Annotated in this window: 17 protein-coding genes; 14 read left to right on the top strand and 3 right to left on the bottom strand. The window is 65.3% G+C overall.

The window, feature by feature from the left end; translation table 11 throughout:
- Positions 1-103 precede the first annotated feature (103 nt).
- Both AC24YW_RS26780 and AC24YW_RS26775 read left to right on the top strand, forming a co-directional pair.
- Positions 104-535, top strand: coding sequence for a pyridoxamine 5'-phosphate oxidase family protein (locus AC24YW_RS26780; RefSeq protein ID WP_487485534.1), 432 nt, complete (start codon positions 104-106; stop codon positions 533-535).
- An 11-nt stretch (positions 536-546) separates the two neighbouring features.
- Complete coding sequence (locus tag AC24YW_RS26775; protein WP_487485533.1) at positions 547-822, top strand: hypothetical protein; 276 nt, start codon at positions 547-549, stop codon at positions 820-822.
- Positions 823-876: 54 nt separating this feature from the next.
- Here AC24YW_RS26775 and AC24YW_RS26770 read toward each other — a convergent pair whose 3' ends face one another.
- Positions 877-1,806, bottom strand: a complete 930-nt coding sequence (locus tag AC24YW_RS26770; RefSeq protein WP_487485532.1) for a helix-turn-helix domain-containing protein — start codon at positions 1,804-1,806, stop codon at positions 877-879.
- Between the two features lie 526 nt (positions 1,807-2,332).
- On the opposite strand from AC24YW_RS26770, the gene AC24YW_RS26765 reads away from it, so the two are divergent.
- The 4 genes from AC24YW_RS26765 (at position 2,333) to AC24YW_RS26750 (ending at position 6,513) form a co-directional block, all read left to right on the top strand.
- A complete protein-coding gene (locus AC24YW_RS26765) occupies positions 2,333-3,232 on the top strand; it encodes a helix-turn-helix transcriptional regulator (RefSeq protein ID WP_487485687.1) in 900 nt (299 codons plus the stop codon).
- A 99-nt stretch (positions 3,233-3,331) separates the two neighbouring features.
- Entirely contained in the window at positions 3,332-4,321 is a 990-nt protein-coding gene (locus tag AC24YW_RS26760; RefSeq protein WP_487485531.1) for an alpha/beta fold hydrolase, read from the top strand.
- Positions 4,322-4,363: 42 nt separating this feature from the next.
- Entirely contained in the window at positions 4,364-5,569 is a 1,206-nt protein-coding gene (locus AC24YW_RS26755; protein WP_487485530.1) for an NAD(P)/FAD-dependent oxidoreductase, read from the top strand.
- Positions 5,570-5,601: 32 nt separating this feature from the next.
- Positions 5,602-6,513, top strand: coding sequence for an MBL fold metallo-hydrolase (locus AC24YW_RS26750; RefSeq protein ID WP_487485529.1), 912 nt, complete (start codon positions 5,602-5,604; stop codon positions 6,511-6,513).
- 54 nt (positions 6,514-6,567) lie between these two features.
- Here the strand turns inward: AC24YW_RS26750 and cax are convergent, their stop codons facing one another.
- Positions 6,568-7,668 (bottom strand): calcium/proton exchanger, encoded by a 1,101-nt coding sequence (gene cax / locus AC24YW_RS26745; protein WP_487485528.1) that lies wholly within the window; start codon positions 7,666-7,668, stop codon positions 6,568-6,570.
- A 414-nt stretch (positions 7,669-8,082) separates the two neighbouring features.
- On the opposite strand from cax, the gene AC24YW_RS26740 reads away from it, so the two are divergent.
- Entirely contained in the window at positions 8,083-9,471 is a 1,389-nt protein-coding gene (locus AC24YW_RS26740; RefSeq protein WP_487485527.1) for an MFS transporter, read from the top strand.
- Between the two features lie 4 nt (positions 9,472-9,475).
- Here AC24YW_RS26740 and AC24YW_RS26735 read toward each other — a convergent pair whose 3' ends face one another.
- Positions 9,476-11,080 carry a B12-binding domain-containing radical SAM protein gene (locus tag AC24YW_RS26735; RefSeq protein ID WP_487485526.1) on the bottom strand — a complete coding sequence of 535 codons (1,605 nt, stop codon included), beginning with the start codon at positions 11,078-11,080 and terminating at the stop codon, positions 9,476-9,478.
- A 372-nt stretch (positions 11,081-11,452) separates the two neighbouring features.
- Between AC24YW_RS26735 and AC24YW_RS26730 the strand changes: the two genes are divergently transcribed.
- From AC24YW_RS26730 to soxA, 7 genes are all read left to right on the top strand, one after another.
- A complete protein-coding gene (locus AC24YW_RS26730; RefSeq protein ID WP_197947510.1) occupies positions 11,453-11,902 on the top strand; it encodes a (2Fe-2S)-binding protein in 450 nt (149 codons plus the stop codon).
- Between the two features lie 12 nt (positions 11,903-11,914).
- A complete protein-coding gene (locus AC24YW_RS26725) occupies positions 11,915-14,101 on the top strand; it encodes a xanthine dehydrogenase family protein molybdopterin-binding subunit (protein ID WP_487485525.1) in 2,187 nt (728 codons plus the stop codon).
- A gap of 104 nt (positions 14,102-14,205) precedes the next feature.
- Complete coding sequence (locus AC24YW_RS26720; RefSeq protein ID WP_487485524.1) at positions 14,206-15,477, top strand: FCSD flavin-binding domain-containing protein; 1,272 nt, start codon at positions 14,206-14,208, stop codon at positions 15,475-15,477.
- 196 nt (positions 15,478-15,673) lie between these two features.
- Positions 15,674-16,114 (top strand): sulfur oxidation c-type cytochrome SoxX, encoded by a 441-nt coding sequence (soxX, locus tag AC24YW_RS26715; protein WP_487485686.1) that lies wholly within the window; start codon positions 15,674-15,676, stop codon positions 16,112-16,114.
- Between the two features lie 4 nt (positions 16,115-16,118).
- On the top strand, positions 16,119-16,586 hold the full coding sequence (locus AC24YW_RS26710) for a SoxY-related AACIE arm protein (protein WP_487485523.1): 468 nt from the start codon (positions 16,119-16,121) through the stop codon (positions 16,584-16,586).
- The gene (gene soxZ / locus AC24YW_RS26705; protein ID WP_487485522.1) at positions 16,586-16,903 is read left to right on the top strand and encodes a thiosulfate oxidation carrier complex protein SoxZ; all 318 of its coding nucleotides are present in this window, start codon (positions 16,586-16,588) and stop codon (positions 16,901-16,903) included. Before AC24YW_RS26710 ends, soxZ begins: the two co-directional genes overlap by 1 nt.
- A complete protein-coding gene (gene soxA / locus AC24YW_RS26700; RefSeq protein ID WP_487485521.1) occupies positions 16,900-17,679 on the top strand; it encodes a sulfur oxidation c-type cytochrome SoxA in 780 nt (259 codons plus the stop codon). Before soxZ ends, soxA begins: the two co-directional genes overlap by 4 nt.
- Positions 17,680-17,773 lie beyond the last annotated feature (94 nt).

Raw genomic sequence — 17,773 nt, 5'->3', positions numbered from 1 at the left:
CAACAAGCGAGTCATTGCTGAACCGCGGGCGTGCACTTCGTCCCGGCTTGGGGGAACATGGGCCCAATCCAGTCGTTGCCTCCGCTCCATCGGAGGAAAGTTCATGCCCAAGACATCGCTCGCCGCAATCTCAAAGGAAATGGCCGGCATCGACATCGCCATTCTCTCGACGCACACCGAGAACGGCGAGATTGCCAACCGTCCCATGAGCAACAACGGCGACGTCGCCTACGACGGCACCTCGTACTACTTCACCTACGAACAGGCGCGGACGGTATCGGACATCCAACGAAATCCCAAGGTAGCGCTCGGATTCTCCTCGGAAGCTGGCCTTTTCTCCAAAGGAATTTATGTCGCCGTTGAAGGGACTGCCGAACTGATCCGGGACAAGGCCGCCTTCCAGCAGCACTGGACCAGCGATCTCGACAAGTGGTTCGATCAGGGCATCGATACGCCAGGCATCGTTCTGATCAAGGTGAGAGCCAAACGCGTGACCTATTGGAAGGGCCGCGAAGAAGGCGAGATAGGGCTCTGACAGCCCGTGGCTTGCGGCGCCTGTTCGATTGGTTCTTCCGTAACCGCGAAACCGGCGCGATCACCATCGCTCAGTGGCCCAATCTCGTTCTTTGGATCGTGATCGTCGCGGCAGTTCTGGGTTGGATCTGGCCGTCCGCAGGCAAGGCCAGCCTGGCTTTGACGATTGTCGTCAAAGGCGGGCTCGTCATCTGGGGCGCCGACGAGATCATCCGCGGCGTGAACCCCTGGCGGCGCTGTCTGGGCGCCGCCGTCATCGTCTATCAGCTCACGACATTTCTGCCATAGCGTCGTGCACCGGATCGCGCACGACAGTCGCCGTCGGATTTGAATGGAGGCGGATCACCGCTCCCGGCTTGCTGTTCCCCGAGCATCGCGCCGCCACGCACCCGGGCTGACGCCGACGATCGCTGAGAAGACTCGCGTGAAGTGGCTCTGGTTGGCAAAGCCGGCCGAAATGGCAACCTCGGACAATGGTTGACCGTGCTCACGCATCAGACGCTTGGCCGTTCTCACGCGGTGATGAAGAAGCCAGCGATAAGGCGGCAGTCCGGTCGCAGCGCGAAATGCGCGAGAGAAATGGCTGACGGAAAGGCCAAGCTCCGCCGCGATGGCCTGCAACGGCAGCTTGCCGCCGAGATCCGATTCAAGCTTGTCGCATGCGCGCGCGAGCTGCCATGGAGCAAGCGCACCGCGGCTGGCCTCGGTCTTGCGGCGAAAGCCGCCATAGGTCTCGGCGACATGAGCGGTGAGAGCCAGCATCATGTGATCGATGAAGAGCTGGTTGGGCTCATCCGGTCGGCGCAATCCATCGCGCAAGGATGCGCCGATGTGATGGACGATGGCATCATCGTGCCCGATAGGTCTGCAGTCGAGCGCATCGATGCGCCGCGCCCCCGACTGATCGGCGAGACCATCGAACGCCGAACGCGGCACGTAGAAATGCAGAGAGTGAAAGGGCTTGTCGATCACGTAGCGAGGGTCGGCCTTCAGATCGTACAGATAAGTCGTCCCGGCGCGTACATCCGCCTTCGTGAGGTGACGACCCTGCTCCCAGATCTCGCACTCCGGGTAGTCGCGCAATTTCAGGCTGACGAGGTAGGCGTCTTCCGCAGCAAACGAACCGGACAGGCCGGGCACGGGATTGTCGTGGCGCGTTTCCGTGACTGCGATCTCGGCGTTGCGCAGCGACCGGGTCATCAGCGTCGGCGGCACGTCTTCGAGACGGAGGAATGCTCCGAGCCGCTCACCGTAGGCGCCTGTCCTGCTCATCCCATGTCTCTTCCGTGACCTCGAGCAGGCCCACAGCGACCTGCTCATTCACGGTCATATATCGGTATTTTTCCACCGCTGTCCACGACCGCCGACGTCGCGCCCCGGAAGGCACCGCCTTTCTCCATCGCTCTCTGGTCGACCCTTCCTCTGAAATTCGTCAGCTATTTCAGAACGATGGGTTTGAGCCCTGACGGCGTGCGGCGGCTTCGAGCCGCGATCCGGATCACGACTTTTCACGAACGCACGCAAGCCCCGCGCCCGAAGCAGGATCAGGCAATGCACGGCAGCATCAGGAAAGACACCGGTCTGCGCGCCGCCTAGAACGCGTCACTCAACGGCATCGAACCTGGATGGATCGCACTTCGGACCCGGCCCAGCCTTCGAGCAAAGATCACCAAACTGGCCGTTAGGCCCCGCTCTGCGGCGGCGATGATCAATTGGTCGCGCGTCAGCGACGCGGCCTCACACGAGCGAAGCCATGAGCAAAGTCGTCTTGCATCAATCTGCGAACGCAACCCGCGGCATGTCTCAAGTGCATCGCGAACTGCCAGGCGATCGGCCTGCTGCCGATGTGGAGATGGCGCGCGTTCTCGGAACGATGCCTTTCCGCATGGCGCTGGACTCCTCCGGCGCCGGGATCGCTCACTGGAAGCACGAGCCGTTGCATGACGTCGTCGCGCCGATGAGCCACCACGTCATCATGGCTTACAACGGCACGGTGCAGCGCATGGAGCGACGCTCCGGGCGATCCGTGGCAATCGGGACGTTTCGCCCGGGCGTCGTGATCATTATTCCGGAGGGATCGACCTCCCGATGGGACATTCCAAAACCCGTCGACGTCGTTCAGCTCTACCTTCCGCAAACAACGCTGCAGCGCGTTGCGGATGAAGCCGATGCTGGCGCGCCTTCCGAACTGCTGGAGCGAACCGCGCACCCCGATCCGGTGACGTCCCGGCTGCTGCTGAGCGCCGGCGACGTGCTGGAAGGAAACGAGGCGCTGGATACTCTTTTCAGGCAACAACTCATGGACCTGCTGGCGACGCGTCTTCTGGCTGCGCACACCGGCTCGCCGGGCACGATCGCTCCGGCCAGGGGCGGGTTGGCGCCGAAGACTTTGCTTCGGGCGATCGAGCGGTTGCGCTCCGACAGCGATTCCGACGTCTCGCTCGCAGCGCTTGCCGCCGAAGCCGGCTTATCGCGCTTTCACTTCTGCCGCGCCTTCAAGGACAGTACCGGGCTTTCTCCGCATGCCTGGCTGCGCCAGCACCGGCTCGAGCAAGCCATGAACATGCTGCGCGACACCGACGAGTCCGTCGTCTCGATCGCCGCCGCCCTCGGCTACTCCTCGCAGACCGCCTTTGCCGCGGCGTTTCGAAAGCTGACCGGGGAATCACCGAGCGATTGGCGGCGGCGCGGTCGATAGCAGCAATCGCGATGCAATCGCGGCAATCGCGCTGGGGCACGAGCAAATCCAGTTCGCTAGATATTCATCGTGCCCCCACACCTGCAAGGGAAGCAGCCAATGCCCTTCATCACGACCGTCAGTCGACTCGCGAGCACCTCGCGACGAAACATCCTGGCGACGACGCTTCTGTACAGCGCGTCATTGACCCTTCGCTCCACCTCGGCAATAGGCCGCGACGCCAAGAGCGACGCCCTCTCGATCGGCAAGGACGACCGTGCGACCTTCGTCACCACCAGCGACGGTGTCCAGATCTTCTACAAGGACTGGGGACCGAAGTCGGCGCAGCCGATCGTCTTCCATCACGGCTGGCCGCTCAGCGCCGACGACTGGGACGCCCAGATGCTGTTCTTCCTCGGCAAGGGCTTTCGCGTGATCGCGCACGATCGCCGCGGCCATGGCCGCTCGAGCCAGGTCAGCGACGGCCACGACATGGATCATTATGCCGCCGACGTCGCCGCACTCGCCGAGCACCTCGACCTTCGCAACGCCGTTCACGTCGGCCACTCCACGGGAGGCGGCGAGGCGACGCGATACGTGGCGCGCCATGGCCGGGGTCGCGTCGCCAAGCTCGTGCTGATCGGCGCCGTGCCGCCCCTGATGCTGAAGACCGAGTCCAATCCCGGCGGACTGCCCATTGATGTGTTCGACGGCTTGCGCCGGCGGCTCGCCGCCAACAGGTCGCAATTCTATTTCGAATTCGCAAGCGGTCCCTTCTACGGCTACAACCGTCCGGGCGCCGAGGCCTCACAGGCCGCCATCTGGAATTGGTGGCGTCAAGGCATGACGGGCGGCAGCAAGGCCCACTACGACGGCATCAAAGCCTTCTCCGAAACCGACTTCAGCGAAGACCTGAAGAGCATTGCGGTGCCGACGCTCGTACTGCACGGCGGCGACGACCAGATCGTCCCGGTTGCCGACTCGGCAGTGCTGTCGGCCCGGCTCTTGAAGCACAGCACGCTCAAGATCTACGACCTGCTGCCGCACGGCCTGTGCACGACGCATCCCGACATCGTCAATGCCGACATGCTCCGGTTCTTGACGACGTAGCCCCAGCCTCATCGCAATCGCATCAATCAAGGATCTGTCAACATGCGCATCATCATCATTGGCGCCGGCTTCGCCGGCATGTATGCCGCCCTTTCAGCTGCCCGCCTGCGCGACATCCGGGGCGCTTCGCCCGACAAGCTCGAGATCGCGCTCGTCGCACCCGAACCGACGCTCGTGGTTCGCCCGCGACTCTACGAACCAAAGCCCGAGACCCTTACCGCACCGCTGCAGGACGTCTTCAAGGCAATTGACGTCGTCTATGTCCGTGGCCATGCCGAGGCAATCGATACCAAGTCCAAGGTGGTCGAGATCGCTGCCGCGCAAGGCACGCGGACGAAGCTGTCCTACGACCGGCTGGTGGTCGCCACCGGCAGCCGGTTGTTCCGGCCGAGCGTTCCTGGCCTCGCCGAGCATGGCTTTAGCGTCGACCAGCTCGATGATGCCATCGCGCTCGATCGTCACCTGCACGGGCTGTCGAGCCGGCCGACCTCGAAGGCACGCAATACCGTCGTCGTCGCCGGCGGCGGATTCACCGGCATCGAGGCGGCGACCGAGCTGCCGTCACGCCTGCGCGAGATTCTGGGCAAGAACGCCCAGGTGCGCGTGGTGATTGTCGACCGCAACGAGGCGATCGCCCCGGAAATGGGCGCGGGCCCCCGCCCTATCATCGAGGAGGCGCTGCGCAAGCTCGGCATCGAGATCAGGCTCGGTGTCGGCGTGGCCTCGATCGACAAGTCCAGCGTCGCGCTTTCAAACGGCGATCTGATCGAATGCGAGACGGTGATCTGGGCCGCCGGCATGCGCGCGGCTCCGTTGACGGCGCAGATCCCTGCCGAACGCGACCAGTTTGGCCGGCTGCTCGTCGACCGAGATCTTCGCGTCCCATCGGCGAGCGGCGTCTTCGCCACCGGCGATGCCGCACGGGCCGCGTGTGACGATGTCGGCAATTACGCGCTGATGTCGTGTCAGCACGCGACCCGGATGGGCGCCTTCGCCGGCAACAACGCCGCCGCCGAGCTGCTGGGCGTTCCGACCAGACCCTATCACCAGAAAGCCTATGTCACCTGCCTCGACCTCGGCGAAGCCGGCGCGCTGTTCACCCGCGGCTGGGAGCGCACGGTCGAGATGGTCGGCGACGCCGCCAAGAAGACTAAGCAGGAGATCAACACGGTCTGGATCTATCCACCCAAGGCCGAGCGTGCCGCAGCGCTCGCCTCCGCCGATCCCGAGCGCGTCACCGCACTCTAGCAAGCAACCCCAACCTCGAAAAGGAGACCAACATGAATCTGCACAACGCCTCCATCGCCGCGAAACCCGAAGAGCTCGTGCCGTCGCGCTACGCGGTGCGCATTGGCGACATTGACGTGCTGGTGGTCAGCGACGGCGTGCTGCCGCTCCCGACCACCATGCTGGCGCACAACGCCGACCCCGCCGTACGGGCCAACTGGTTGAGCGAGATGTTCCTGCCTCAGGATGCGTTCGACTGGGCCCTGAATGCTGTGATGGTTCGCAGCGGCGCCCAGACTATCCTCATCGACGCCGGACTTGGGTCCGATCCCGATCTGCATCTGCCGCGGGCCGGACAGCTGATCAAGCGCCTGGAGGCCGCCGGGATCGACCTCTCGTCCGTGACCGATCTCGTGTTGACCCACATGCACATGGATCACGTCGGTGGCTTGCTGGTCGACGGCGTGAAGGAGCGGCTGCGCAAGGACCTGCGGATCCACGTGGCCGCTGCCGAGGTCAAGTTCTGGGAGTCGCCCGATTTCACCCATACCAACATGCCGCAGGGATTTCCCGATGCGCTTCGGGCGACTGCCAAGCAATTCGTGAAGATGTACGGCAGCCAGATCCGGCCGTTCGAGGAGCAGCACGAGGTTGCACCCGGTGTCGTCGTCCGCCGCACCGGCGGTCACACGCCCGGACATAGCGTGGTCCGCGTGGCGTCCGGCGGCGAAGCGCTGACCTTTGCCGGCGATGCCGTGTTTGCGGTCGGGTTCGACCAACCCGAATGGCACAACGGTTTCGAGCACGACCCTGAGGAGGCGGCGCGCGTTCGTATCCGGCTCTTGCGGGAGCTCGCGCAGAGCGGCGAGCTGTTGGTGGCCACGCACATGCCGTTCCCATCGGTCGGTCATGTCGCGGCCGCCGGCGATGCCTTCCGCTGGGTACCGGTGTTCTGGGACTACTGACCGCCGGAACGACCCTTTCCGGCCCAGCCGTTCCCGCCGACGGGCATCCCAACTTCACCCCTGGCCCGCCGGCGGGACCACGTACAGCGTCAGCGCGAACACCGCATAGATGAAGATCATCAGCGCACCGACGAACCAGGCCGAGCGCCCGCTGGCGGTGATGAAGGCCGACGTCACCGTCGCGATCATCATCATGGTGACGGCCCCCGGCCAGAACTGCAGGTCCATCGGCTTCGGCCCCACGACATAGCTGAGCAGCACCAAAGCGGGTGCGACGAACAGCGCGATCTGCGAGGCGCTGCCGAGCGCGATGCTGACGGCCATGTCGAGCCGGTCCTTGCGCGCCGCGGCGAAGGCCACCGCGAATTCGGCGGCGGCGCCGACCAGCGAGACGACGATGAAGCCGACGAAGGCCGGGCTCATTCCGAAGGTTTCCGCCGCCTTCTGCACCGACTCCACGAAGATCTCGCTGACCAGCGCGACCAGCACGGTGACGACCAGCAACGTGGCGACGGCTGTTCCGATCGGCCAGTGCGCCTCCTCGTCGTCGCCATGACCGGCGCTTGCGAACAATTCCTTGTGCGTTCGAAGCGAGAACAACAGGCCGAGCCCGTAAGCTGTGATGAGCAGGACCGAAATGCCGAGGCTGAGCTTGTCGAGGATGTGCCCGCCCTGCGGCAGGTGGTCGAGATCGGCGACCGCCGACGGCGCCAGCAGGGCGACGGTCGCCATCAGCAGCAGGCCGGACGAAAGCCGCGCGCCGGCGCGGTTGTACTCCTGCACGTGATAGCGCAGGCCGCCGAGCAGCAGGCAGGCGCCCAGCATGAACACCGCGTTGGTGACGATCGCACCCGCGATCGAGGCCTTCACCAGCATGTACTGGCCGGCGCGCAGTGCCGTGACGGCAATGATCAGCTCGGTCAGATTGCCGAGGGTAGCATTGAGCAAGCCGCCCACGGCATCGCCGGTCTTGGCGGCGACCGCCTCGGTGGCGTGGCTGAGCAGCGCCGCCAGCGGCACGATGGCCAGCACCGCGAGCACGAACAGCAGCGTGTGGGAATGCGGCGCCACGGCCTCGGCCACCAGCACGATGGGCACGAAGGCCAGCATCCAGAGCAAAGGGGTATTGCGGATGTCCCTGAGCAGAGTCTGCATGTGGCCGCCCTTCCAACGATGCGCTGATGGAAAGGTCGGGCGGCCGCACAGGTCGAGTGTTGATCTGTCTCAACGTCGGCGTAGTGGAGACGGCGCGCGCAAGGGCGCATGCGGCCTGCTGCCGGCCGATCGCTGGCACGTTGGAATCCTGCCAGTGTTTTGCCCGACGTGTCAATTTGATTGCGACCGCGCCCGACGTTGCGACCCGGTGGGAAAATGCCTTATCGATCAAAGGGCCTCCTACTGTGCATGGGGTTGTTTTTCGAATTTTGTTTTGGCCTCGCCCTGCACTCGCGGCGCCGCCGCATCGCCTGACCTTCGCGCATACACAGCATGCAAGCTTGCGCCTGTGGAAGCCGGTGCCGCCGTAGTACATGCCGAACGTCCCGCCGCCGGAGCAGCGCGCCAACGAAAATGACGATCACGTTACCTACCGCCGCGCGCGAGCCCGCTCATCCCACCGCCGACGGCCTTCCGCCGACGCAGCGGCGCTGGGCGGTCGCGGCGATCTTCACCGCGCTCGCAATGGCCTCGCTCGACACCGCGATCGCCAACATCGCCCTGCCCGCCATCGCCGCCGACCTCCACGTCACGCCGGAGCAGTCGGTCTGGGTCGTCAACGTCTACCAGATCGCGCTGGTGGCGACGCTCTTGCCGCTCGGGGCGCTCGGCGAGATCGTCGGGCACCAGCGCATCTATCTCGGCGGCCTGATCCTGTTCACCATCGCCTCGCTGTTCTGCGCGGTGGCATGGTCGCTGGACAGCCTATTGCTGGCGCGGACCCTGCAAGGGTTGGGAGCGAGCGGCATCATGAGCGTCAACACGGCGCTGGTGCGCTTCGTCTATCCCGGCCGCATGCTCGGCCGCGGTTTCGGTCACAACGCGCTGGTGGTCGCGACCGCCTTCACCTTCGGGCCCTCGATCGCCTCCGCCATCCTCGCGCTCGGACCGTGGCCTTGGCTGTTCGCCGTCAACATCCCGTTCGGCCTCCTCGCCATCGGCATCGGCTTTGCGATGCTGCCGAAGACCCCGCGCGCCGAGCACGGCTTCGACTTGCTCGGCGCGATCCTGGCCACCGCCTGCCTCGGCCTGTTCATTACCGGCATCGGCAGCGCCGCGCACAATCTGTCGCCCGTCGTGGTCGGCATCGAGTTGGTCACCGCCCTCGTGCTTGGCGTGGTCCTGACCCGCCGCCACGCCGACCATCCCGCACCGATGCTGCCGATCGACCTGTTCGCCAGGCCGATGTTCGCGCTGTCGGCGGCAACCGCCGTGTGCGCCTTCGCCGTGCAGGGCCTCGCCTTCGTCTCGCTGCCGTTCTATTTCGAGGACGTGCTTGGCCGCTCGCAGGTCGAGACCGGCTTCTTCATGACGCCCTGGCCGCTGGTGGTCGGCATCATGGCGCCGATCGCCGGCCGCCTCTCCGACCGCCATGCCGTCGGCCTGCTCGGCGGCATCGGGCTCGTCCTGCTCGGTCTCGGCATGGCGCTGCTGGCGACATTGCCGGCCAATCCCGCCATTGCCGACATCATCTGGCGGATGGTGATCTGCGGCATGGGGTTCGGCTTCTTCCAGGCGCCGAACATGAAGGCGGTGATGGCAAGCGCGCCGCCGCACCGCAGCGGCAGCGCCTCCGGCATCGTCGCCACCGCGCGCCTGACCGGCCAGACCACCGGCGCGGCGCTCGCCGCCGCCTGCTTCGCAACTGCCGGCCATAACGGCGCGACGCTGGCGCTGGCGCTCGGCGCGGGCTTTGCCGCGCTCGGCAGCGTGATGAGCTTCCTGCGGCTCGCGGTGAAGTAAGCCGTCAGGCCGCCGTCACGCCGACGGCCACCGGAGCGACGGTCTCGTTGTCCAGCGCGGCAAGGCGCTGGTCGATCGCCGCGATGACCTTGCGCGAGTACGGGCCGAGATGGGCATAGGCGGCGATCATCTGCACGGCGATGCGCGCCGACGACGTGTCGCGCTTGGCGCAGCTCATGAAGGTCTGCCAGAGCGGCCCCCGCGCCTCGGGAAGGGCGGACACCACCTTGTGCACGGTCTCCATGGCCCCGAGCTTGGAGCGGATATCGCCTTCGGCAAGCTCGGAACGCTGCCTGGACCGGTCGAGCAGGGTCATCAGGCGATCGACGCGCGCCGCATAGGCGGCCGGGCTGTAGATGTGCTCCAGCACCCGCTTGTAGTCCGTCAGGATGTCGCGCAACGGGCGGACCGGATCGAAGTTGATGCCCGCCGTGCATTGGTCGGCGCCGATGGTCGGCGCCACGTCGTGGCCCGTATGCAGCCGGCCTTCGCGCTCCAGCCGGCGCGTGAGCTGCGTGTTCGGCAAGGCATAGAGCAGGCCGACCATGGCCACGGGAATTGCCGCCTCCTCGATGAAGTCGATCATCGAGTCCGCCATCGAGACCTTCTCGTTGTCGAAGCCGACGATGAAGCCCGCGGTGACAAGCATGCCGGCGGCGTAGATCTTGTGGATGCTCTCGGCGATGTTGCGCCGCGTGTTCTGCTTCTTGCGCATCGCGACCAGCGTCTCGGGATCCGGGCTTTCGATGCCGACGAAGATGCCGAAGAAGTTCGCCGCCCCCATCAGCTCCAGGAGCTCCGGATCGTCGGCGAGGTTGACCGAGGCTTCCGTTGAGAATTCGAAGGGATAGCCGTGCGTGCGCTGCCATTCGGCGAGCTTCGGCAGGAATTGCCGCAGCGACTTCTTGTTGCCGATGAAATTGTCGTCGACGAAGTCGAGATGGCCGCGATAGCCCATCTTGTAGAGCGTCTCGAGCTCGACGAACATCTGCTCGATCGTCTTGGTCCGCGGCACGCGGCCATAGAGCTCGATGATGTCGCAGAACTCGCAGGTGAAGGGACACCCGCGCGAATATTGCACACCGAGATAGAGATAGTCCTCGAACTTGAGCAGATCGAAGCGCGGCACCGGCGTCTTGGTGACGTCGGCCTGGAACTTCGGCGCGGTGAAGACGCCGGACCGCGCGCCGCTCTCCCAGGCCGCGATGAATTCGTGCATGACGCTCTCGGCCTCGCCGAGCACCCGGAAATCGGCCCGCTCATAGATGTGGGGGCTCGAGGTGGGGTCGGGACCGCCGACCACGACCGGCTTGCCGGCGGCGCGGCAGAGCTCGATCAGACGCAAGGTGTCGGCCTGCTGGGGCAACATTCCGCCGGTGAAGACGACGTCGGCCCAGGCGAGATCCTCCTCGCCGAAGGGTGCCGTGTTGCAATCGATCAGCCGGACGGTCCAGCTCTCGGGCAGCATCGCGGCGACGGTGATCAGGCCCAGGGGGGCGGCCGGGCGCTTGACGCCCATCACTTTGCAGGATTCGCCGAAGGTCCAGAAGGACTCTGCCGAGAACAGCGGGTAGAGCATCAGCACGTTGCAGGGACTCGGCACGTTCATGGAACTCCTTTTGCGTCGGCGCAGTGTACCAAAGCGCCCGCGACTTGCACCCCGGCAATAGGGACAAACTGTCGCCGCTGGGCACGGGGACCTGGAACCGGCATTCACAGCCGGACGTCGCCTCAAGCCGCGGATTGGCGCCCCCGGAACAAGGCATCAACCCGAATCGATGGCGAAGGGATGAGCCAAAACGGCGTCCCGGTCCATAGTCCTGAGCGGCACGGCCGTCCCAGAGCGCCAGGGCCATGCGTCCCGGCCACCCCTCGGACTGTTGATTTGAACCTCGGACTGTTGATTTGAACCGTTCCAGTTTGCCGGACACATTGCGCCCCTGAGTTCAATCGGTGGATTGGGCCAATCAGGGGACTTGCGATGGCAAACCTAACAATCAACGGAAAAACCTTCACGCTCGACGTCGAACCGGATACGCCGCTGCTCTGGGCGATCCGCGAGAATGCCGGCCTGACCGGCACCAAATACGGTTGCGGCATTGCACAATGCGGTGCCTGCACGGTTCACCTCGACGGCGTCGCGATGCGCTCCTGCGGGATCTCGGTCAGCGAGGCCGAGGGCAAGCAGATCACCACCATCGAGGGGCTCGCCTCGGGCGACACGCTGCACAAGGTGCAGGAGGCCTGGATCGCCCAGGACGTGCCGCAATGCGGCTATTGCCAGAGCGGCATGATCATGGCGGTGGCCGCGCTCTTGAACGAGAAGCCGAAGCCGACCGACGCCGACATCGACGAGGCCATCACCAATATCTGTCGCTGCGGCACCTTCCAGCAGGTGCGCGAGGCGATCCACACGATCGCGAGCGCATAAGGAAATCCCCACATGAACAAGCATATCTCGCCGCGGCTCAATCGCCGCGCCTTCGTCATCGGCACTGCTGCGGTCGGTGCCGGCCTCGCCATCGGCCTCGACCTGCCCTTTGGCGGCCCCGCCGTAGTCCGCGCCGCCGACGGCTCGCCCGAGATCGGCGCCTGGGTCGTGGTCAGGCCCGACGACACCGTGGTGATCCGCATCGCCCGCTCGGAGATGGGCCAGGGCTCGCTGACCGGCCTCGCCCAGCTCGTTGCCGAGGAGCTCGAATGCGACTGGACCAAGGTCACGACCGAATATCCGACCCCCGGCCAGAGCGTCGCTCGCAAGCGCGTCTGGGGCGATTTCTCCACCGGCGGCAGCCGCGGCATCCGCTCCTCGCAGGATTATGTCCGCAAGGGCGGCGCCACCGCGCGCGTGATGCTGATCCAGGCCGCAGCCGACGCATGGAAAGTGCCGGCCTCCGAATGCAGGGCCGAGAACAGCGTCATCACCCATACGCCGTCGGGCCGGACCACGACCTACGGCAAGGTCGCCGAGGCTGCGGCGAAGCTGACGCCGCCGGCCGACGTCAAGCTGAAGGATCCGAAGGACTGGAAGCTGATCGGCAAGGGCGTCAATCGGCTCGACACCGCCGACAAGACCACCGGCGCGATGATCTACGGCGTCGACGTCAAGCTGCCGGGCATGCTGAACGCCGCGATCAAGGACTGCCCGGTGTTCGGCGGCAAGCTGAAGAGCTTTGACGAAGCCAAGATCGCCAACATGAAAGGCGTCAAAAAGGTCGTCCGGGTCGGCGATACCGCGGTCGCAGTCGTCGCCGACACCTGGTGGCACGCCAAGACCGCGCTGGAGGCGCTGCCGATCGTCTGGGACGAAGGTGACAACGCGAAAGTCTCCAGCGAGTCGATTGCGAAATGGCTGGCCGAGGGCCTCGACAATGCGCAGCCGGCCTATGTCGGCAACAGGAATGGCGACGCGAAGGCCGCGATTGCCGGCGCCGCCAAGAAGGTCGAGGCCGTCTACTCCTATCCCTACCAGAACCACGCCACGATGGAGCCGATGAACGCCACCGCGCTCTACACGGCCGACAAATGCGAGGTCTGGTGCGGCACGCAGAATGGTGAGGCCGCGTTTGCAGCGGTGCTGGAAGCCTCCGGCCTGCCGGCCGAGAAGTGCGACGTGCACAAGGTGATGTTAGGCGGCGGCTTCGGCCGGCGCGGCCAGACCGACTATGTCCGCCAGGCGGTCATGATTGCCAAGCAGATGCCGGGCACGCCGATCAAGCTGCTGTGGTCGCGCGAAGAGGACATGGCGCACGGCAGGTATCACCCGATCACCCAGTGCAAGATGACCGGCGCGTTCGATGCCAACAACAACCTGATCGCGCTGCACTACCGCCTGTCCGGGCAATCGATCCTGTTCTCGCTCCGCCCCGAAGCGTTGCAGAACGGGATGGATCCCGCGGCATTCCAGGGCGTCGCCCAATCCGGCGAAGCCGCCTTCGGCTATTCGGTGCCCAACCTTCTGGTCGAGCACGCGATGCGCAACCCGCACGTCCCGCCCGGCTTCTGGCGCGGCGTCAACGTCAATCACAACGCGATCTACATGGAATGCTTCATGGACGAGCTTGCCCATGCCGCAGGCCAGGACCCGCTCGAATTCCGCCGCAAGCTGATGGGCAACCATCCCAAGCACCTCGCGGTGCTCAATGCGGTTGCCGAGAAGATCGGTTGGAACACGCCGGCGCCGCAAGGCGTCTATCGCGGCATCGCGCAGGTCATGGGCTATGGCAGCTATGTCGCCGGCGCCGCCGAGATCTCGGTGACAGAGGGCAGCAAGATCAAGGTACATCGCATCGTCGCCTCCACGGATCCCGGCTACGTCGTCAATCCGGCGCAGGTGGAACGGCAGGTCGCCGGCTCCTTCGTCTATGGCCTCTCAGCGCTGTTCTATGGCGGCTGCACGGTGAAGGACGGCAAGATCGAGCAGACCAACTTCGACACCTACAATTCGATGCGAATCAACGAGATGCCGAAGGTGGAGACCGTGATGGTGCCGAGCGGCGGGTTCTGGGGCGGCGTCGGCGAGCCGACCATCGGCGTCGCGGCGCCGGCGGTGCTGAACGCGTATTTCGCCGCGACCGGCAAGCGCATCCGCCATGTGCCGCTGCGCGACCAGAACATCACCTTCGCCTAAAGCATGATCCGGAGAAGCGTGGAGCGGTTGTCCCAGAAGATCATGCTCAAACGACAAATCACGGCGGCCATGTCGGCCGCCGCGGCATTTTCCGGACAGGTCTCATGAATGCGCCGGTGACGCGGCGAATTGCCGTTCTCGGCATCGCCATCGCGGCCACATCGCTCGCCGCCCCTTCGATCCTGCGCGCGCAATCGGCGGGCCGCATCGTCGTGGTCGGCGGCGGCTTTGGCGGCGCCGCTTGCGCCCGCGCGCTCAAGCGCGCCGATGCAAAATTGCAGGTCACCCTGATCGAGCCGAACAGGACCTACATCTCCTGCCCCTTCAGCAACGAGGTGATCGCGGGCCTGCGCCAGATCGAGGCGCAGCATTTCGGCTATGACAAGCTTGCCGCCGGAGGCATCAGCATCGTCATCCAGGCTGCGACGGGCATCGACACGCAAACGCGTCGTGTGACGACGGGCGATGGCACCACGTTCGGCTATGACCGCCTCGTGCTTTCGCCCGGCATCGACTTCCACCTCGAGGCCCTGCCCGGCTACGACGGTGCCGCGCCCGAGACGATGCCGCACGGCTGGAAGGCCGGCGCGCAAACGCTTTTGCTGCGCCGGCAATTGGAAGCGATGGCGGATGGCGGCACGGTCGCCATCGCGATTCCGGCCAATCCTTCCCGCTGCCCGCCTGCGCCTTACGAGCGCGCCAGCCTGATCGCGCATTACCTGAAGTCGAGAAAGCCGCGCTCGAAGGTGCTGGTCCTCGACGCCAAGGACGCGTTCTCGCAGCAGCGCCTGTTCGAGAAGGCGTGGAAGGAGCTCTATGGCGACATGATCGAGCGCGTCGCACTGTCGCAAGGCGGCCGCGTCACCTCGGTCGATTCGACGACGCGAACCATCGTCACGGAGTTTGGCAACTACACCCCTGATGTCGCCAACGTCATCCCGCCACAGCGCGCGGGGCGCATCGCCGCCATCGCGGGAGTTGCGGATGCGACGGGCTGGTGCCCGATCGATCCCGTCACGTTCGAGTCCAAACTCGTCCCGAACGTCCACGTCGTCGGCGACGCCTGTCTCGGCGGCGGCATTCCCAAATCGGCATCGGCTGCGAGCGCGCAAGGCAGGGCCTGCGCAGGCGCGATCGTAAATCTCCTTGCCGGCCGCGCGCCGGACACGCCACGCCTGACAGGCGTCTGTTACAACATCGTCGCGCCCGGCTATGGCTTCTCGCTGGCCGGCAATTACGAGCCCAGGGGCGACATCTTCGCCGAGGTCGAGGGCGTTATCACCAGCCCGGTCGACGCGCCGCGCGAGCTACGGGCGCGCGAGGCGACTGAAGCAGAACGTTGGTTTCACACCATCACGGCGGACACCTTTGGCTAGGGCAATGATGGGGCGAGCCTGTCGCGACGACTACAGTGCGCTCCCTCCCCCGCTTGCGGGGAAGGGTTGGGGAGAGGGTGTCTCCGCTTGCGACACTGCCCAAGGGGAGACAGCCCTCACCCTCGCCTTCGGCTCGACCTCTCCCGCAAGCGGGAGAGGTAAGTGGAACTCGTGGCAGCGCCGTGCACGTCCTTCGATATCTGCGATTGCCGCATTCATCGCGGCGAGCCTAACCCTCTCCTCGCAGACCCAAGCGAGCGAACTCCTGTCCTACACAATCGTCGGCGACGGCATTCCAGTCTCGCTCACAGGCTCATCCGGCGATGCCGCGCGTGGGCGCGCGCTGGTGCTCGCACGCACGACGACCTGTATCCTCTGCCATTCCGGCCCATTTCCGGAAACGCGGTTCCAGGGCGACCTCGCGCCTGATCTTGTCGGTACCGGGAACCGGTGGTCCGTGAGCCAGTTGCGGCTTCGACTGGTCGATGCCTCGCGCTTCAATCCGGAGACCATCATGCCGTCCTATTATCGCAACGATGGCCTCGTCCGCGTCGGGCGCAGCTTCGCCGGCAAGCCGATCCTGTCGGCTGCGGAGATCGAGGACATCGTGGCTTTTCTTGCAACGCTTCGGGACTAGCTTCATGCCGACCACGCGACGACAATTCCTGAACCTTGCCGGAGGCGTGACAGTCGCCGGCACGGTCCCGATCGTGACGCTGCGGCCGCTTCAAGCAACGCCGGCGATGCTCAACGCTGCGATCCGTAACCTCGTCGGCGAAGCCCAGCTTCGCAGCGGCAGGATCAGGCTCGACATTCCGCCGCTGGTCGAGAACGGCAACACGGTGCCGCTGACGGTCAGCGTTGCGAGCCCGATGACGGCGGACGACCACGTCAAGAGCATCCACGTCTTCAACGAGAAGAACCCGCAGCCGAACATCGGCAATTTCTATCTTAATCCTTCCGCTGGTCGAGCCCAGGTCTCGACCCGGATCAGGCTCGCCGACACCCAGAAGGTGGTCGCGATCGCGCACCTGTCCGACGACACGTTCTGGCAGGTTGCCGCCGATGTCGTCGTGACGCTGGCGGCCTGCACCGAGGAGATGAACTGATGGCCGCCCTCATCAACGTTCCCTCAAAAGCCAAACGCGGCGAGATCATCGAGATCCGCACGCTGACCTCGCACATCATGGAAACGGGTTTCCGCCACACCGCGGACGGCAAGCTCGTGCCACGCGACATCATCACGAGCTTCGTCTGCCGCTACAACGGCACCGAGATCTTTCGCGCCGATCTGTTTCCGGCGATCGCCGCGAACCCATATTTGTCGTTCTTCACGGTGGCCAAGGAGAGCGGCAGGTTCGAGTTCGAGTGGATCGGCGACAACGGCTATTCGTCCACCGCATCGGCATCGATCACCGTCGGATGATCGCCTGGCGTGCGATAGCGGCGGCGATATGGCTCGTCACGGGTCCCGCCTTGCTCGCCGGAGAGATCCCGTCCGATGCGCGCCGCTCCGGCTATGCCTTCATGGGCCCGGACACCCGGGCGATGCAGGATGACGACACCGCCAATCCCGGCATGCTGTTCGTGCTCGACGGCGAGCAGCTGTGGAACAAAAAGACCGGCAGCGCCGACAGGGCATGCGCCGCTTGTCATGGCGATGCGCGCGCCAGCATGAAGGGCGTCGCGGCGCGTTATCCCGCCTTCGACAAGGCGCTCGCGCGCCCCGTCACGCTCGACCAGCGCATCAATCTCTGCCGCGCCAATCACCAGCAGGCGACGCCGCTACCTTACGAGAGCCGCGACCTGCTCGCATTGTCCGCCTTCGTCGGCCACCAGTCACGCAGCATTCCGATCACCGCCGGCGACGATCCGCAGCTCAAGCCGTTTGTCGACCAGGGCCGCGACCTCTTCATGCAGCGCGAAGGCCAGCTCAACCTTGCCTGCACCAACTGCCATGACGACAATTTCGACAAGCGCCTCGCGGGCGCTCCCATCACGCAGGGACAGCCGACCGGCTATCCGCTGTATCGACTGGAATGGCAGACGCTGGGGTCGCTGGAGCGGCGGCTGCGCAGCTGCCTGAGCGGCGTCCGCGCCCAGGCCTATGATTACGGCTCCCCCGAGCTGGTCGCGCTCGAGCTCTATCTGATGTCGCGGGCGCGTGGCCTGCCGATGGAAACGCCGGCGGTACGCCCCTGAAACAGAAGCGGGGGGGGGGGGGGGCGAGCGAAGCCCCGCAACGAAAAAACAACACACCCCCCCACCCCGGAGAAAACCCCCCCCACACCAGAAC

This window comes from Bradyrhizobium sp. USDA3516 (genome assembly GCF_057651995.1).
The sequence above is the reverse complement of the archived record's forward strand: the minus strand, read 5'-3'. Positions and strand labels throughout refer to the sequence as shown.

Coding starts and splice junctions, on each gene's coding strand:
- cax (WP_487485528.1), bottom strand. CDS start 7,668: ATGCAGACTCTGCTCAGGGACATCCGCAATACCCCTTTGCTCTGGATG.
- AC24YW_RS26765 (WP_487485687.1), top strand. CDS start 2,333: ATGTCTCAAGTGCATCGCGAACTGCCAGGCGATCGGCCTGCTGCCGAT.
- soxZ (WP_487485522.1), top strand. CDS start 16,586: ATGGCCGCCCTCATCAACGTTCCCTCAAAAGCCAAACGCGGCGAGATC.
- AC24YW_RS26720 (WP_487485524.1), top strand. CDS start 14,206: ATGAATGCGCCGGTGACGCGGCGAATTGCCGTTCTCGGCATCGCCATC.
- AC24YW_RS26735 (WP_487485526.1), bottom strand. CDS start 11,080: ATGAACGTGCCGAGTCCCTGCAACGTGCTGATGCTCTACCCGCTGTTC.
- AC24YW_RS26750 (WP_487485529.1), top strand. CDS start 5,602: ATGAATCTGCACAACGCCTCCATCGCCGCGAAACCCGAAGAGCTCGTG.
- AC24YW_RS26710 (WP_487485523.1), top strand. CDS start 16,119: ATGCCGACCACGCGACGACAATTCCTGAACCTTGCCGGAGGCGTGACA.
- AC24YW_RS26755 (WP_487485530.1), top strand. CDS start 4,364: ATGCGCATCATCATCATTGGCGCCGGCTTCGCCGGCATGTATGCCGCC.
- AC24YW_RS26725 (WP_487485525.1), top strand. CDS start 11,915: ATGAACAAGCATATCTCGCCGCGGCTCAATCGCCGCGCCTTCGTCATC.
- AC24YW_RS26740 (WP_487485527.1), top strand. CDS start 8,083: ATGACGATCACGTTACCTACCGCCGCGCGCGAGCCCGCTCATCCCACC.
- AC24YW_RS26770 (WP_487485532.1), bottom strand. CDS start 1,806: ATGAGCAGGACAGGCGCCTACGGTGAGCGGCTCGGAGCATTCCTCCGT.
- AC24YW_RS26780 (WP_487485534.1), top strand. CDS start 104: ATGCCCAAGACATCGCTCGCCGCAATCTCAAAGGAAATGGCCGGCATC.
- AC24YW_RS26730 (WP_197947510.1), top strand. CDS start 11,453: ATGGCAAACCTAACAATCAACGGAAAAACCTTCACGCTCGACGTCGAA.
- soxA (WP_487485521.1), top strand. CDS start 16,900: ATGATCGCCTGGCGTGCGATAGCGGCGGCGATATGGCTCGTCACGGGT.
- AC24YW_RS26760 (WP_487485531.1), top strand. CDS start 3,332: ATGCCCTTCATCACGACCGTCAGTCGACTCGCGAGCACCTCGCGACGA.